The 16,485-nt window shown below is 30.9% G+C and carries 13 protein-coding genes; 10 read left to right on the forward strand and 3 right to left on the reverse strand.

Translation table 11 applies throughout. The features are described from left to right. Positions 1-47: 47 nt before the first annotated feature. Positions 48-953 (forward strand): FecR family protein, encoded by a 906-nt coding sequence (locus BM549_RS08265; protein WP_290469837.1) that lies wholly within the window; start codon positions 48-50, stop codon positions 951-953. Beyond that, positions 943-3,480: a carboxypeptidase-like regulatory domain-containing protein gene (locus tag BM549_RS08270; RefSeq protein WP_290469838.1), complete on the forward strand. Its 2,538-nt coding sequence runs from the start codon at positions 943-945 to the stop codon at positions 3,478-3,480. The genes BM549_RS08265 and BM549_RS08270 overlap by 11 nt, the downstream gene beginning before the upstream one ends. A gap of 1 nt (position 3,481) precedes the next feature. On the opposite strand, the gene BM549_RS08275 is transcribed toward BM549_RS08270, so the two are convergent. Both BM549_RS08275 and BM549_RS08280 read right to left on the reverse strand, forming a co-directional pair. Next, positions 3,482-6,001, reverse strand: a complete 2,520-nt coding sequence (locus BM549_RS08275; protein WP_290469839.1) for a DUF5686 and carboxypeptidase-like regulatory domain-containing protein — start codon at positions 5,999-6,001, stop codon at positions 3,482-3,484. Between the two features lie 75 nt (positions 6,002-6,076). After that, on the reverse strand, positions 6,077-7,054 hold the full coding sequence (locus tag BM549_RS08280) for a pyruvate dehydrogenase complex E1 component subunit beta (RefSeq protein ID WP_290469840.1): 978 nt from the start codon (positions 7,052-7,054) through the stop codon (positions 6,077-6,079). Positions 7,055-7,264: 210 nt separating this feature from the next. On the opposite strand from BM549_RS08280, the gene BM549_RS08285 reads away from it, so the two are divergent. The 5 genes from BM549_RS08285 (at position 7,265) to BM549_RS08305 (ending at position 12,597) form a co-directional block, all read left to right on the forward strand. Beyond that, positions 7,265-8,011 carry an electron transfer flavoprotein subunit beta/FixA family protein gene (locus BM549_RS08285; protein WP_290469841.1) on the forward strand — a complete coding sequence of 249 codons (747 nt, stop codon included), beginning with the start codon at positions 7,265-7,267 and terminating at the stop codon, positions 8,009-8,011. 103 nt (positions 8,012-8,114) lie between these two features. After that, on the forward strand, positions 8,115-9,077 hold the full coding sequence (locus BM549_RS08290) for an electron transfer flavoprotein subunit alpha/FixB family protein (RefSeq protein ID WP_013870106.1): 963 nt from the start codon (positions 8,115-8,117) through the stop codon (positions 9,075-9,077). Between the two features lie 81 nt (positions 9,078-9,158). Next, complete coding sequence (locus tag BM549_RS08295; RefSeq protein ID WP_290469842.1) at positions 9,159-9,782, forward strand: bifunctional nuclease family protein; 624 nt, start codon at positions 9,159-9,161, stop codon at positions 9,780-9,782. Between the two features lie 3 nt (positions 9,783-9,785). Next, positions 9,786-11,546: a nucleoside transporter C-terminal domain-containing protein gene (locus tag BM549_RS08300; protein WP_290469843.1), complete on the forward strand. Its 1,761-nt coding sequence runs from the start codon at positions 9,786-9,788 to the stop codon at positions 11,544-11,546. Positions 11,547-11,772: 226 nt separating this feature from the next. Beyond that, positions 11,773-12,597 carry a thymidylate synthase gene (locus BM549_RS08305; RefSeq protein ID WP_290469844.1) on the forward strand — a complete coding sequence of 275 codons (825 nt, stop codon included), beginning with the start codon at positions 11,773-11,775 and terminating at the stop codon, positions 12,595-12,597. A gap of 42 nt (positions 12,598-12,639) precedes the next feature. Here the strand turns inward: BM549_RS08305 and BM549_RS08310 are convergent, their stop codons facing one another. Continuing rightward, entirely contained in the window at positions 12,640-12,936 is a 297-nt protein-coding gene (locus BM549_RS08310) for an isoamylase early set domain-containing protein (protein ID WP_013870110.1), read from the reverse strand. 260 nt (positions 12,937-13,196) lie between these two features. Here BM549_RS08310 and BM549_RS08315 point away from each other — a divergent pair, with 260 nt between their 5' ends. From BM549_RS08315 to BM549_RS08325, 3 genes are read left to right on the forward strand one after another with little or no spacing between them, the layout of a single operon-like run. Further along, a complete protein-coding gene (locus BM549_RS08315) occupies positions 13,197-14,099 on the forward strand; it encodes a dihydrofolate reductase (protein WP_290469845.1) in 903 nt (300 codons plus the stop codon). Positions 14,100-14,113: 14 nt separating this feature from the next. Further along, positions 14,114-14,863 (forward strand): class I SAM-dependent methyltransferase, encoded by a 750-nt coding sequence (locus BM549_RS08320; RefSeq protein ID WP_290469846.1) that lies wholly within the window; start codon positions 14,114-14,116, stop codon positions 14,861-14,863. Between the two features lie 26 nt (positions 14,864-14,889). Then, positions 14,890-16,446 (forward strand): NAD(P)/FAD-dependent oxidoreductase, encoded by a 1,557-nt coding sequence (locus BM549_RS08325; RefSeq protein WP_290469847.1) that lies wholly within the window; start codon positions 14,890-14,892, stop codon positions 16,444-16,446. The last annotated feature ends 39 nt before the right edge of the window (positions 16,447-16,485 follow it).

Raw genomic sequence — 16,485 nt, forward strand, 5'->3', positions numbered from 1 at the left:
TAGGGTAAATATAAAATTAACTGTCTTAGAGGTGAAGCACTTATAAAATGAAAGATGAAAATAAAATACTAAAATGGTTAAATAATGAGCTTTCTCATGAAGAAATTGATGATTTAAAAAAATCGGGAAATTTTAAAGATTTAGAGAAAATAGCACATTACTCAACGCAATTAGAAGCTCCAAAAGTAGATGCTGAAGCTGCATTACATGCTTTTAGACTAAAACAAAAGCAAAAACCAAAAGTTCGCACTTTAAATTTTAAGCCATACTTAAAATATGCCGCTATTTTAGTTGTTATGCTAAGTGTAACTTTTTTAACTTTTTTTAATAATAATAAAAGTTTTAATACTAGCATTGCAGAAACCCAAACCATTACATTACCAGACAACTCTCAAGTAATGCTAAGTGCAGTTTCTAGCCTTAGTTACAATAAGAAGAAATGGAAAAACGATAGAGATTTAGAACTTGATGGTGAAGCTTTTTTTAAAGTAAGTAAAGGTAAGAAGTTTACAGTAAAAACAAGTGTTGGTGAGATACAAGTTTTAGGAACCCAGTTTAATGTAAAAGAACGTGATAACTATTTTGAAGTGCAATGCTACGAAGGTTTAGTTGCTGTTACATTTAATGGAGAAACCGTAAAATTATCTAAAGGAAAATCGTTTAGAGTAGTAAATAATGCAATAGAGTTAGTAGACGATTTTTCAAGCATACAACCTTCTTGGTTAAGCCAAGAATCTACCTTTGTTAAAGTGCCACTTAAATACGTAATAGCAGATTTAGAAAATTATTATAATATAAAAGTGATTACACAATCTATTAATACAGAAAAACTTTTTACAGGTACTTTTACACATAATAATAAAGATATAGCACTACAATCTATAACAATACCATTAAAATTAAGTTACAAAACTGAAGGTGATACAGTTACTTTCTATACCTATGAAAATTAAAACTTGGCTTGTTTATTCTTTTATTTTTTTAACCAGTATTTGTTTTAGTCAACAAAAAGATAAAACTATTGATTTAATCAAGTTTTTAGAAGCAACCGAAATTAAATACAATGTAAAATTCTCGTATGCGTTTGAAGATGTTTCAAATATTGATATAAAACAACCAGAAAATAATTTAAGTTTAAGTGAGACTTTAGCCTATTTAAACGCAAATACATTATTAAACTTTAAGACTTTAGACAACCGTTATATAACAGTTTCTGTTTTAGAAAAAACCATTACTATATGTGGTTTTATAGTTAATAAAGATAATAAGCCTCTTTTAGGAGCAACAATAAAACATACAACAACTTCAAAGGGAGTAATTACAAATGCAAAAGGAAAATTTGAGTTAAAAAATATTCCTTTAAATGCTATTATAGAAATATCTTATTTAGGTTTTAATACAGAAAAACATTTAGCAAAAACTTTTTTTTCAACAAATAATACTTGTAAAACAATTGTTTTGGAGGAAGCTCAAATTAGCTTGAATCAAGTTTATATTACAAAGTTTTTAACCACAGGATTACAAAAAAGTTTCGACGGAAGTACCATTTTAAACACTAAAAAATTTGGCATTCTTCCAGGATTAATAGATCCAGATATATTACAATCGATACAAGCACTTCCTGGTGTAGAAAGTAAAAATGAAAGTATAGCAAACATAAATATTAGAGGTGGTTCTAACGACGAAAATTTAATGCTTTGGGATGATATTAAAATGTATCACTCAGGACACTTTTTTGGTTTAATTTCTGCTTACAATCCATATTTAACTAATAAAGTAATAGTAAGTAAAAATGGTACCAGTAGTCAATATAGTGATGGCGTTTCTAGTACTATTAATATGTTTACCAAAAATAAAATTACAAATACATTTTCTGGCGGAGCAGGAATAAACCTTATTAGTGGTGATGCTTTTTTAGAAATCCCATTAGCAAAAAATTTAGAGCTACATGTATCTGGAAGACGTTCTTTTACAGATGTATTTTTAACTCCAACGTATAATAATTACTTCGATAAAAGTTTTCAAGACAGTGATTTAAATAATAATGAAACTACTTTTAATGGAGAGTCTAATTCTAATTTTTCATTTTACGATTATAGTGCAAAACTTTTATTTGATTTAGGTGAAAACCATGAATTTAGAAGTAATATTATAGTAATTGATAATAATCTTGACTATGCCGAAACAACTATAAATAATAGTGAAACAACAACAAAATCTAGTAATCTAAATCAAAAAAACATTGGTATGGGAGGACATTGGAAAGCAAATTGGAACAATCACTTTTCTACTAAACTAATTGGTTATTATTCTAAATACAATGTTGATGCTTCAGATTTACGAGTTGAAACCAATCAATTATTATTTCAGTCTAACGAAGTTTTAGAAACAGGAGTAAAGCTAAATGCTAATTATAAATTAAATTCAAAATTATCACTTTTAGCAGGCTATCAATTTAATGAAACAGGAATATTAAACGAGACTAATGTTTCTATTCCTGCATTTAACCGTACTAAAAAAGATGTATTATTAAACCATGCCTTTTATACAGAAACAGAATTTAAAAATGCCAAAACTTATTTACGAGTAGGAGCTAGGCTTAATTATTTTCAAAAATTTAATAAACTTTTAGTAGAGCCAAGAATTAACATTAAACAAAAAATTTCAAGACAGTTTGCTTTAAACTTAAAAGGAGAATTTAAAAACCAAACTGCAACACAAAAAATAGATTTTCAAGACGATTTTTTAGGTGTGGAAAATAGACGTTGGGTTCTGGCTAACGAAAAAGATATACCTATTACAACAAGTAAACAAGCGTCGTTTGGTATAGATTATAAGCAAAACAATTTAAATATAGAAGCAACCGCTTTTTATAAATTAGTAAATGGTATTACAGCCAGTAATCAAGGGTTTTATAATAACTTTCAGTTTTTAAGTGCAACAGGAGATTACACTGCTAGAGGTGTAGAGTTTTTAATAAATAAATCTTCTAGTAACTATAGCACGTGGTTGAGTTACACATATAGTATTAATGATTATAATTTTGAGAGTTTTACACCTTCAGTTTTTCCTAATAATGTAGATATTAGGCATTCTATATCATTAGCTTTTAATTATAATATTTTAGAAAATTTAAAAGCATCTCTAGGTGGAGTTTGGCGTTCTGGTGTTCCTTATACAAAACCAGTAGAAGGTAACGAAACAGTACAAGATGGAAATGTAACCTTTGTAAATTATGATTTACCTAATAACGAAACCTTAGATTCGTTTTTTAGGCTTGATGCATCTTTGGCTTATAATTTTAGTTTTTTAAATACTACTAAAGCAACTATAAATTTGGGTGTTAGAAACGTAACTAATCAAAATAATACAATTAGTCGTTATTATGAGGTTGATACAAATAATCAAGAACAAACTATAGAAATTGATAACAAATCGCTAAAGTTAACTCCAAATGTGAGTTTTAGAGTTCAATTTTAAATTAGAAATAAAAACCAAAACTACCTGTAACACCAAATTTTCTAGCATCTGGATTAAAACTTGGATCTAAGTAATTACCTCTAAAGTTAAAATCTATTCTAAACACTTTAAAAATATTGCCAACGCCTATACTGTATTCGTAGTAAGCTTCTTTATTTGGAGCAACATAAACAAATGGCGTTCCGTCTGGATTAAACGATGCATTTATATCTCTATTTTCTTGAGAGACATCTCCCATAACACCTCTAAAACCAACAATAGCTCTAAGGTTTAGTTTTTTAAGTAATGGAATTCTAGAAAATAATCTCCCATTAAAATTATGCTCTACGTGTAATGTTGCGTATTCATCGGTTACAAACTCATAAAAATCTAACTGTGAAAAGGTGTTATAAATTGAAAAATACGATTGGTTTCCAGGAACAACACTCATTAAGGCTAATGGTATTTGCCCATATGTTTTACCAACTTCTATAGACGTAGTTAAGCGACCAAAGCCACCAACAGCTATGGGTTGTATATACGAAAACTGAAGCTTTGTGTAATCAAAATCACTATCAAAAACACCTTTGTCTCCGCGAGTTACTTGAGCGAATAACTGTGCGAAATCGCTGTTTTTTACACGACGTTCTACACCAAAACCTGTCATTTCTCGTTTTGGCATATAGCGAACAGAAAAAGCAGATTCGTATTGCTTTATTTCTGATGCTGTAGTTGTTTGTGTAGCATCTGTATAATAATCTAAACTAAAGGTTGGTGAGGCAGACTCTAAGGTTTTGTAAGTACCACTAACTCGTGTTACTAAATTTCTAACAAGTTCTGCTTCAATAGCAATTGTACTTAGGTTTATATTGGTAAGCTTATCGTTAGTTCCTGTGCCAACTATAGAAGACGAAGCTAAACTTCTTCCTAAAACATCTGTAGATGAGGTTAAACTGGCTCCAATTTGTTCTACATCACGCCTGTTACCACCAGAAATTATAAACCTGTTTTTTTTGTCTAATAACCATTTTCCAGAAATACCGTATTTAAACTTATTGTCTTTAAAACCGTAGGCTGTAAAACCTTCTAACCTCCAAAGGTCATTTTGTCCAAAATAGGTACGACCACCAGCACGTAAACGTAAACCTTCTACTTCGTTAAAACCAAAGGTTGAAAATACGCTACCATAGTCTAGGTTTAGTTCATCAAATTCAATATATCCAGATGCTAATATGCTTCCTATATTATAAAGACGTTTAAATTTTTTGGTTTTCTTTAAAGAGTCTAACATGACGTAAACACCTTTTTCGTCTTTACTAAGCTTTTCCATTCTGTTTTCTTCCCAGAAAGCATCGTCTTGATTGTATAAATCTTCATCAAAACTATAGACTTTTTCTTTGTAAAATTTTGGGTCTTTTTCAATGTCAAACTTGTAATTATTATACAATGAAGTACGTTTACCATAAATACCTTGGGACTTTTCCTTTTTATTAAAAGCAAAATCCGACATAAAATAATCACGTTTAATTAAAAATACAGAATCATTAAGTACCTCATATTCCTGTTCAATATATATTTCTTTTACCCAGTTTATATTTGCACTTTTAGAGGCTTGCATATTTATATCTTTAATAGCAAAAGTGGTATCTGCAACCCAAAAGTCTCCTTTAAAGGTTAACTCGTTTTTACGTCGTGGGTAATAAATAATATTATAACACCATTTGTTGTCTATATATGCGCTATCTGCTAGCACATAATTGTACACATTAATTCCTGTTCTTGAAATAGGACTTGTAAAGCTTTTATCAAAAAACTTCAAATAGTTATCATAAACATCAAAATCGCTGTATAAGTCGTCAACAAAATCTATAATAATCTGGTTGTTACTAAAACCAGAGTTTTTATTGCCTTTTAGTATTTCACGTTTTTCGTTAATTATATTATCGCCATAAACTTCGCTAGACGACTCGTTAATAAACATTGGTAAATAGGTTTTACCTGTTATGTTAGAGGTGTCTACCTGCTCAAAAACAAACTCCATACCTTTAAACAGTTTGCTTTTCATTGTTGCACTGTCAATAGTATTTAAATCAAACTCTACCTTTTCGTAGCGATCGTATTGGTATTGGTTGTATTGCTTTAAACCATTACTTCTTTTGTTGGCCCATATTTTTCGTAAAATATCTATTGCTGGATTGTTTTTTTTAGGTTGCTTGCCAGAAACAATAAGTACTTCGTCTAGAGCTGCAACATCTTCTTTTAAAACAATATCAAAATCGTAAGTTACCTTTTGTTTTAAAGGTACAGTTTGCGTGACGTAACTAATAAATGAAAAAACTACAGTGTCGTGATTGCCATCATCTTCTAGATAGTACGTTCCGTTTTCGTCTGTTATAGTTCCAATACTTGTACCTTGAAAATAGACGTTTGCATAGGCTATAGGTTCATTACTTTCATCGTAAATGTGACCGCTAATTTTTGTTTGAGCTAAAACTGTAACACTAGCTAATAAAAACAAAAAGGATAATATTCTATATTTCATCTATTAGTTTTAAATAAAAAAACTTCATCAACAATCATGCTAATGAAGTTTTTATAAAGGTAATTTTTTTTTTAATTACTTGTACATAACTTTTTTAACAGCTTTAATTACAGACTCATGGTTAGGTAACCACTCTTCTAATAAAACTGGAGAATAAGGTGCAGGAGTATCTGCTGTGTTAATTTTTACAACAGGCGCATCTAAATAATCAAAAGCTTCAGACTGCACAATATATGTTAGCTCTGTAGAAACGTTACCAAATGGCCAAGCTTCTTCTAAAACTACTAAACGGTTTGTTTTCTTAACAGATTCTAAAACGGCTTTTTTGTCTAATGGACGTACAGTTCTTAAATCAATTATTTCACAAGAAATACCATCTTTTGCTAATTCATCTGCTGCTTTGTAAGCTTCTTTAATAATCTTTCCAAAAGAAACAATAGTTACATCTGTTCCTTCTCTTTTAATATCGGCAACACCTAATGGTATAGTGTATTCTCCTTCTGGTACTTCACCTTTATCACCATACATTTGCTCACTTTCCATAAAAATAACTGGATCGTCGTCACGTATTGCAGATTTTAATAAACCTTTTGCATCGTAAGGGTTAGATGGAACAACAACTTTTAAACCAGGCGTGTTTGCAAACCAACTCTCGAAAGCTTGAGAGTGTGTAGCAGCTAATTGTCCTGCAGAAGCGGTTGGCCCACGAAAAACGATAGGACATTTAAATTGCCCACCAGACATTTGTCTAATTTTTGCAGCGTTGTTAATAATTTGGTCAATTCCTACTAAAGAGAAATTAAATGTCATATATTCTACAATAGGTCTGTTTCCTGTCATGGTAGAACCTATAGCTATACCAGCAAATCCAAGCTCGGCAATTGGTGTATCTATAACACGTTTAGCACCAAATTCGTCTAACATACCTTTAGATGCTTTGTAAGCACCGTTATATTCTGCTACTTCTTCACCCATTAAATAAATGCTCTCATCACGGCGCATTTCTTCGCTCATGGCTTCACAAATAGCTTCTCTAAATTGAATTGTCTTCATAAAATTTGTAAAATTGAGTAGCAAAAATAACAATTACTGTAAACTAATACTGAACAATTTATTTAAAATTTATTATGCATGCATAGTATATTTTTGAAATAAATGAATTATCTTCGTATCCTGAAAAAGAGAAGTATTAGATGAATGTCTTACGATAACGTTATAGTTCTAAGCTTCCAAGAAAATAATCAAAAATTTAATAATAAAAATATGAAGATTTTAGTGTGTATTAGTCACGTGCCAGACACAACGTCAAAAATTAATTTTACAGACGGAGATTCTAAATTCGACACAAATGGTGTGCAATTTGTTATCAATCCAAACGATGAGTTTGGTTTAACACGTGCAATGTGGTTTAAAGAAAAGCAAGGAGCAAGTGTAGATGTTGTAAATGTAGGTGGTGCAGAAACAGAACCAACATTACGTAAAGCATTAGCAATTGGCGCAGACAATGCAATTAGAGTAAATGCAGAAGCTAAAGATGGTTTTCAGGTTGCTAAAGAATTAGCTAAAGTAGTACAAGATGGAGGTTACGATTTAGTAATTGCAGGTCGTGAGTCTATAGATTATAATGGAGGTATGGTACCAGGAATGTTATCTGAATTAATAGGAGCAAACTTTGTAACAAACTGTATTAACTTAGAAATAGATGGAACTAACGCTACCGCTACAAGAGAAATAGATGGTGGTAAAGAAACTGTAACAACAGCTTTACCATTAGTTATTGCTGGTCAAAAAGGATTAGTAGAGGAAAGCGATTTACGTATTCCTAATATGAGAGGAATCATGATGGCTAGAAAAAAACCTTTAAATGTTGTAGAAGCTGCTAATGCTGAAACTGAAACAACTTCGGTTAAATTTGAAAAGCCAGCACCAAAAGGAGCTGTAACTTTAGTAGATGCAGGTAACTTAGACGAGTTAGTAAACTTACTTCATAACGAAGCAAAGGTGATTTAATAATAAGTTAAATCATTCCGAACTTGTTTCGGAATCTTTTGAAATTAAAGTAAAGATTAACGAGTTCCTGGTATAAAGTCAGGATTTCAAAAAAGAAAAAATTATGTCAGTTTTAGTATATACAGAATCAGAAAACGGAAAATTTAAAAAAACAGCTCTAGAAGTAGCATCTTACGCTAAAGCCGTAGCAGACCAATTAGGAACAACGGTAACAGCAGTAGCAGTAAATGCAGATGACACTAGCGAGTTAGGAAAATATGGAGTAGATAAAGTTTTAAATGTATCAAATTCAGGATTAGATAAATTTAATGCGAAATCTTACGCTTCAGTAATTAAACAAGCAGTAGAAAAAGAAGATGCAAAAGTGGTAGTTGTTAGCCAAACAGCAGATAGTAAGTATTTAGCACCAGTTTTAGCAGTAGGTTTAAATGCAGGTTACGCATCTAACGTAGTAGAAGCGCCATCAAACACAGCGCCATTTACAGTAAAACGTACAGCATTTACAAATAAAGCTTTTAATGTAACAGCAATTAATACAGATGTAAAAGTTGTAGGTGTTTCAAATAACGCTTTTGGTTTAGTTGAAAATACAGCAAGTGCAACAGCAGAAGATTTTTCTCCAACAGTTGAAGATTCTGGAGTAACAGTACAATCTGTAGATAAAGCAACAGATAAAGTAACTATTGCAGATGCAGAAATAGTAGTATCTGCAGGACGCGGATTAAAAGGTCCAGAAAATTGGGGAATGGTAGAAGAATTAGCAGAAGTTCTTGGAGCAGCAACAGCTTGTTCTAAGCCAGTTTCAGATTTAGGATGGAGACCACACAGTGAACACGTTGGGCAAACTGGTAAGCCTGTAGCTTCAAACCTATATATTGCAATAGGTATTTCTGGAGCAATACAGCATTTAGCAGGAATCAACGCTTCTAAAGTAAAAGTTGTAGTAAATACAGATCCAGAAGCACCTTTCTTTAAGGCTGCAGATTATGGAGTTGTAGGAGACGCTTTTGAGGTTGTTCCAGCTCTAATTGAAAAATTAAAAGCATTTAAAGCGGCAAACGCTTAATTTTTTATAAATTGTGCTCGTAAAGAAGCGGTTTAAATTCCTATTTACAATTTAAACCGCTTTTTCGATTTTTTTATACTTATGAGTTTAGTTCGACTAAAAATAAAAGGAATATCTTATAGCCAAACGCAAAATGGCGCCTATGCTTTAATTTTAAATGAAGTAGATGGTGAACGTAAATTACCTATAGTTATTGGTGCTTTTGAAGCGCAGTCTATAGCCATTGCACTTGAAAAAGAAATTAGACCACCAAGGCCATTAACTCACGATTTGTTTAAAAATTTTGCAGATAGGTTTGATATTGTTGTAAAACAAGTAATAATACATAAACTTGTTGATGGTGTTTTTTATTCAAGTTTAATTTGTGAAAGAGATAAAATAGAAGAAATAATTGATGCCAGAACAAGTGATGCTATAGCATTAGCTTTACGTTTTCAAGCACCAATTTTTACCTATAAAAATATTTTAGATAAAGCTGGAATTTATTTAAAAGTCGACCCTAGTAAAGAAGAAGATGAAACGGAACACACCGAAGACAATATTTTTGTAGAAGATATTGTAAATGAAGAGCTTGAAATAACTTTGTCTCAAGATGATTATCAATCTCATACTTTAAAAGAGTTAAATAGCATGCTCGACGAAGCTGTTGCAAATGAAGATTACGAAAAAGCAGCAAAAATTCGAGACGAGATTTCTAAACGCTAACTTATGATTAAAAATATACTCATAGCTGTTGCAGCTATTTTTTTTGCAACAACTTCTGTGTTTGCTCAAGACCTTGAAAAAACATGGCAAATTCAAAAAATAGAATCTCAAAATAATATTCCTGTAGATGCTAATAAATTATCTTACGATAAGTTAGTTTTAAACAAAGGAGAATTTAAACTACTTACATCTCAAAACAATGTAAGTGATAATGGAGATTATATATACCAAAACAAATTATTGGTATTTTATTATAACGATTCTTTAAACACAACAGTTAGATATAAAATATCTAAACTAACAGACTCTACTTTAGTCTTTAAAGATAAAAATTTAGTTTATAAACTTAAAAGCGAAGCACACACTAAAGAAGCGCTTGTTGTAACCAGTGATGTTGTGAAAAACGATATTATACCTAGCCAAGGTTTCTCAATCGGTAGCTTATGGCGAGGCGCTTTAGGTATGTTTTCACTTATATTTATAGCCTTTTTATTTAGTTCTAATAGAAAGAATATTAATTGGAAAACAGTAGGTTTAGGTTTAGCATTACAATTAGTAATTGCTATAGGTGTATTAAAAATAGGATTTGTAAAAACAGTTTTCGAGTTTATAGGATTAGGCTTTATTAAAATCTTAGGATTTACACAAGCTGGTAGTGAGTTTCTATTTGGAGGCATGCTAGACGTTACATCTTTCGGATTTATTTTTGCATTTCAAGTATTACCTACTATTATATTCTTTTCGGCATTAACCTCAGTATTATTTTATTTAGGTTTAATTCAAAAATTAGTAAAACTAATGGGATTATTGTTAACTAAAATATTAGGAATTTCTGGAGCCGAAAGTTTAAGTGTTGCAGGTAATATATTTCTAGGTCAAACCGAAGCACCTCTTTTAATTAAGGCTTATTTAGAAAAGATGAATAAGTCTGAAATTCTTCTAGTTATGATTGGAGGTATGGCTACTGTAGCAGGAGCAGTATTAGCTGCATATATTGGTTTTTTAGGAGGTGAAGACGAAGCTTTAAAATTATTTTATGCTAAACATTTACTAGCTGCATCTGTAATGGCAGCGCCAGGAGCAATTGTGATTTCAAAAATATTATTTCCTCAAACCGAAGAAATTAATACTAATGTAGAAGTTTCTCAAGAAAAAATAGGCTCTAACATACTAGAAGCTATAGCAAACGGAACAACAGAAGGTTTAAGGCTAGCTGTAAATGTAGGAGCAATGTTATTAGTATTTGTAGCTTTTATAGCTATGATAAATGGTATACTTGGCGGTATTGCAAGTTTTGATGGTATTGTAATAGATGCATTAAACATTAAATGGCAGTTTACCTCTTTAAATGAGGTTATTGCAGCAAATACACCATATGATGGTTTATCTTTAGAGTTTGTTTTAGGTTATATTTTTGCGCCATTAATGTGGTTAATAGGTGTAGCAAAAGAAGATATGGCACTAATGGGCCAATTATTAGGCATCAAGCTAGCAGCAAGTGAGTTTATTGGTTACATACAATTAGCAGAACTTAAAAATGCAGCAAATGCAACGCATTTAAAATTTGAAAAATCTATAATCATGGCAACTTATATGTTATGTGGTTTTGCAAATTTTGCTTCTATAGGAATACAAATTGGAGGTATTGGATCTTTAGCACCAGGACAGCGTGCCCAATTATCAAGATTTGGAATGAAAGCTTTAATTGGAGGTACAATTGCATCATTAATATCTGCAACTATTGCTGGTATGATAATAGGGTAAACATTTCTGCCTTCGCAGGAACCTCTTAACATAAGATAAATTAAACATAAATAATAAAAGGCTCTTAATATTTTATTAAGAGCCTTCTTTTTTTTGAACATATTTATAATCAAAAATGAACTTATAAACTCACTTCTAAGTAAATTTGTTTTAGTTATTTTTGTTTAAATTACAACATTATTATTAATAATTAAGAGACTCCTGCCTTCGCAGGAATGTGTACACTATGAAACAATACCACGAATTAGTAAAACATGTTTTAGAAAACGGAAACGAAAAAGGAGACAGAACGGGAACAGGTACAAAAAGTGTATTTGGTTATCAAATGAGGTTCGATTTAAGTGAAGGTTTTCCTATGGTTACCACTAAAAAACTTCATCTAAAATCAATTATATATGAATTGCTTTGGTTTTTAAAAGGCGATACCAATATTAATTACTTAACAGAGAATGGTGTTAAAATTTGGAATTCTTGGGCAGACGAAAAAGGAGATTTAGGTCCAGTTTATGGTCACCAATGGCGTAATTGGAATAGCGATGAGGTTGACCAAATTACAGAGGTAATAGAAACTCTAAAAAACAATCCAAATAGTCGTAGAATGTTGGTTTCTGCATGGAATCCTTCAGTACTTCCAGATACATCAAAATCGTTTAGTGAAAATGTAGCAAATGGAAAAGCAGCATTGCCTCCATGTCATGCTTTTTTTCAGTTTTATGTGGCAGATGGTAAATTATCTTGCCAGTTGTACCAACGTAGTGCAGATATCTTTTTAGGTGTACCATTTAATATTGCTTCATACGCATTATTTACAATGATGATAGCTCAGGTATGCGGTTATCAAGCAGGTGAATTTATCCATACATTTGGCGATGCACATATTTATAATAACCATGTACAGCAATTAGAGTTGCAAATGACACGAGATTGTAGACCTTTACCAAAAATGAAACTTAATCCAGAAGTAAAAGATATTTTCGAGTTTAAATTTGAGGATTTTACTTTAGAAGATTATAATCCGCATCCACATATTAAAGGAGCAGTTGCTGTATAAAATAAAATTAAAAAAAGTTTTCTTAAGAAAACTTTTTTTAATTTATACATTTATTACACAATTTTCGTCTGCAGCATAATCATTCCAGGCAAAAGCATCAGCTTCTTCTTCATTTTTCCATTGTCCATCTACTAAATATCTAAACTCATAAGATTTATCTTTTTCTAAATTAACAGTACCTTTAAAGGTTCCGTTTTTTAATTTTTTTAAAGCAGTTGCTTCAGTATTCCACTCGTTAAAATTTCCTACAACTTTAACTTCGTTTGCATTTTCAGCAGGAACAGTAAAGGTTACTTTGCAAACAGGTTTCGATTTTAAAAATTGTTTTGTAATAGCCATTTTTTTATTGTTTTGTAATTCAAATTTAAATAACAATTTTATGCTAACAAACTGTTTAATAAACATTTAAAATAAAATTGTTGTTTTAGTAAAATACAATATTGTTATTTTATAATTTTATAAAAAGAAGCTATCTTTTTTATTAAATTAACACTCTTTTTGGTTGTTAACGTGCTGTAAATCAATCAAAAAAGATTTCGTTTAAAATTTAAAAAACAAATTCATATTAAAACTTTAACTTTACATTCTTAATTAAGATTATGTTTAAAAAAAAGAAACAACAGCCTCAAATAGATCCAGACCAGTTAGCATTAATTGAAAATGCACAACGTCGTGTAAAACAGAAAAAACGCTTATATGCTCACTTTGTAATATTCTTAATTGGAGCTGTTTTTTTAATAGCAGCAAATACCATTTTAGGAATTGGAAAAGATGTGAAAATTTTTAATTTAGATTGGTTTGTAATAGCAATTTCGCTATGGTTATTTTTCTTCTTATACCATTTATTTAATGTATTTATAACGCATAAGTTTATGGGAAAAGATTGGGAAAAAGCTCAAATAGAAAAACTAGTAGCAAAACAAAAAGCTAAAATTGAAAAGTTAGAAGCAAAATTACCAAAATCTAAAACTGATAGTAATTTAAAATCAAGTTCAACTACGCAGATACCGCATAAAAATCTAACAATGATTGTTGCTGCGGGAGAAAATAATGAAATAGGAAAAGATAATGACTTAATCTGGCACTTAAAAGATGATTTAAAACGTTTTAAATCTTTAACCTCAGGACATCATATTATTATGGGTCGTAAAACTTTTGAAAGTTTTCCTAAACCATTACCAAATAGAACACACGTTGTAATTTCAAGACAAAAAGATTATCAAGTGCCTGTAGGTGTTTTAGTAGTACACTCTTTAGAAGATGCTATAGACGCGGCAAAAGGAGATACTCAGCCATTTATAATTGGAGGCGGCGAAATTTATAAACAAGCTATGCCTTTAGCGGCTAAAATTGAAATAACAAGAGTTCATTCTACTTTTAATGCAGATACTTTTTTTCCGAAAATAGATACTACAGTTTTTAGTGAAACAAATAGAGTTATGCATCCTCAAGACGAAGACCATAAATATGCATTTTCTTTTATAACTTATGAAAGAAAATAATTTTGAAACCAAAAATGATAGATTTTAAAGCGGATACTCTTGAATTTTCAGATACAAATTATCCAGCATTTACTGAAAACGATTTTCCTTTAGATTGGTCTATGACTCGTAACGAACGTTATGGGTTTCTCTATTTACTTCAAAAAATAAAACCTAAAGTCGCTATAGAAATTGGTACATTTAATGGTGGTAGTTTACAGGTTATTAGTAAATATGCAGATAAAGTTTATGCCATTGACACAGATAAAACTATCGTTGAGCGTTTAGGAAATCAATTTTCAAACGTCGAGTTTTTAATTGGAGATTCTAAAGAAATACTACCTAAACTTATTAAGCAAATTCAAGACAATGGAGAACAGCTAGAGTTTGCTTTAATAGATGGTGATCACAGTACAAAAGGTGTTGCTGCAGATATTAAAAATTTAATAAAATATAAGCCACAAAGTAACTTTAGTATTGTATTACACGATAGCTTTAATCCTAATTGCCGAAAAGGTATGAAGTTGGTAGATTATAACGCCAATAAACACGTTCATTACGTAGAACTAGATTTTATTTCTGGTGTGTTTGCTCCAGATAATTTAAAGCGTGAAATGTGGGGAGGATTAGCACATATCATCTTGTTACCAGAAGAAAGAATAGATGAATTAATAATAAACGAAAGTCAAAAAAAACTTTTTAATATTGCTTACAATCGTTCTATACATTTTATAAAAGATACTTTTGGTTTTTTAAAACCAATAAAACGTTTATTTAAAAAATAGCATTTTATTTTCCATAACTTCGCAGCATGGTAGAAAAACTTCAATTAAGAGTTACTTTAAAAGAAGAGGAATTTCAAGATATTTTGTTGGTAAAAGCAGCAAAGTGGTTAAATATTCCTAAAGAAGAAATTACGAGTATTAAAATACTTCGTAAATCTATAGATGCAAGAAAACCAAAAATAATTTTTAATTATAAAGTTGAAGTTTATATACGTGAAGTTGCGCCAAAAACGTCAGCATATCAATTTGAATATAAAGATGTATCTAAAGCCAAACCAGTTCACATTATTGGTTTTGGTCCAGCAGGTATGTATGCAGCATTACGTTGTATAGAGTTAGGCTTTAAGCCTATTGTTTTAGAGCGTGGTGCAAACGTAAAAGACAGACGGCGCGATTTAAAAGCAATAAACCAAGATCATCATGTAAATGAAGACTCTAATTACTGTTTTGGTGAAGGTGGCGCAGGAACTTATAGTGATGGTAAATTATACACAAGAAGTTTAAAGCGCGGTGATGTAAAACGTATTTTTGAAAACTTAGTTTTTCATGGCGCTACAGACCAAATTTTAGTAGATGCACACCCACATATAGGTACAAATAAACTGCCAAAAGTAGTTCAAAATATTAGAGAAACTATTTTAAATTATGGTGGCGAAGTACATTTTAATACACGAGTTACAGACTTTTCAATAAAAAATAATAAAATTAAAGTCATTCAATTGCAAAATGGAGATGAACTTATTACAGAAAAAGTAATATTAGCAACAGGTCATTCTGCAAGAGATATTTTTAATTTGTTACATAATAAAGATATTGCAATAGAAGCAAAATCTTTTGCAATGGGTGTACGTGCAGAACATCCTCAACATATTATAGACTCTATACAATACCATTGCGAAGGTCCAAGACCAGAATTATTACCCGCAGCATCTTATAGTTTAGTGCAGCAGGTAAACGGTCGTGGTGTTTATAGTTTTTGTATGTGTCCAGGAGGTTTTATTGTGCCTGCAGCTACAGCAAATGGAGAAGTGGTTGTAAATGGTATGTCACCATCAAGACGAAATAATAAATTTGCAAACTCTGGAATAGTTGTAGAAATTAATGCTGAAAGAGATTTGAAAAAATACGAAAAATTTGGTCCATTAAAAGCTTTAGAGTTTCAAAAAGATTTAGAACGCTTAGCTTTTACAGCTGGTGGAAGAAGTCAAGTTGCACCTGCACAACGTATGACGGATTTTGTAGAAGGCATTATATCAAACACTTTAAATGAAACCTCTTATCAACCCGGTTTAAAAAGCGCACCTTTGCATAGTTTATTTCCAAAATTAATAGGAAGTTCTTTAAGAAAAGGATTTAAAGCATTTGGAGATAAAATGAAAGGGTATTATACCGAAGAAGCTAATATTATTGGAGTAGAATCCAGAACATCATCACCAGTAAGTATACCAAGAACCGATACTTTAGAGCATCCAGAAATAACAAATTTATATCCATGTGGTGAAGGTGGTGGTTATGCTGGCGGAATTATAAGTGCTGCAATGGATGGCGAACGTTGTGCAGAGGCTGCTACAGCTACTTTGTAATATACAGGAAGATAACGCCGTACTTTTTAAAGAATTTAT

Source organism: Lacinutrix sp. MedPE-SW (assembly GCF_001874145.1).
Taxonomy (GTDB): domain Bacteria; phylum Bacteroidota; class Bacteroidia; order Flavobacteriales; family Flavobacteriaceae; genus Lacinutrix.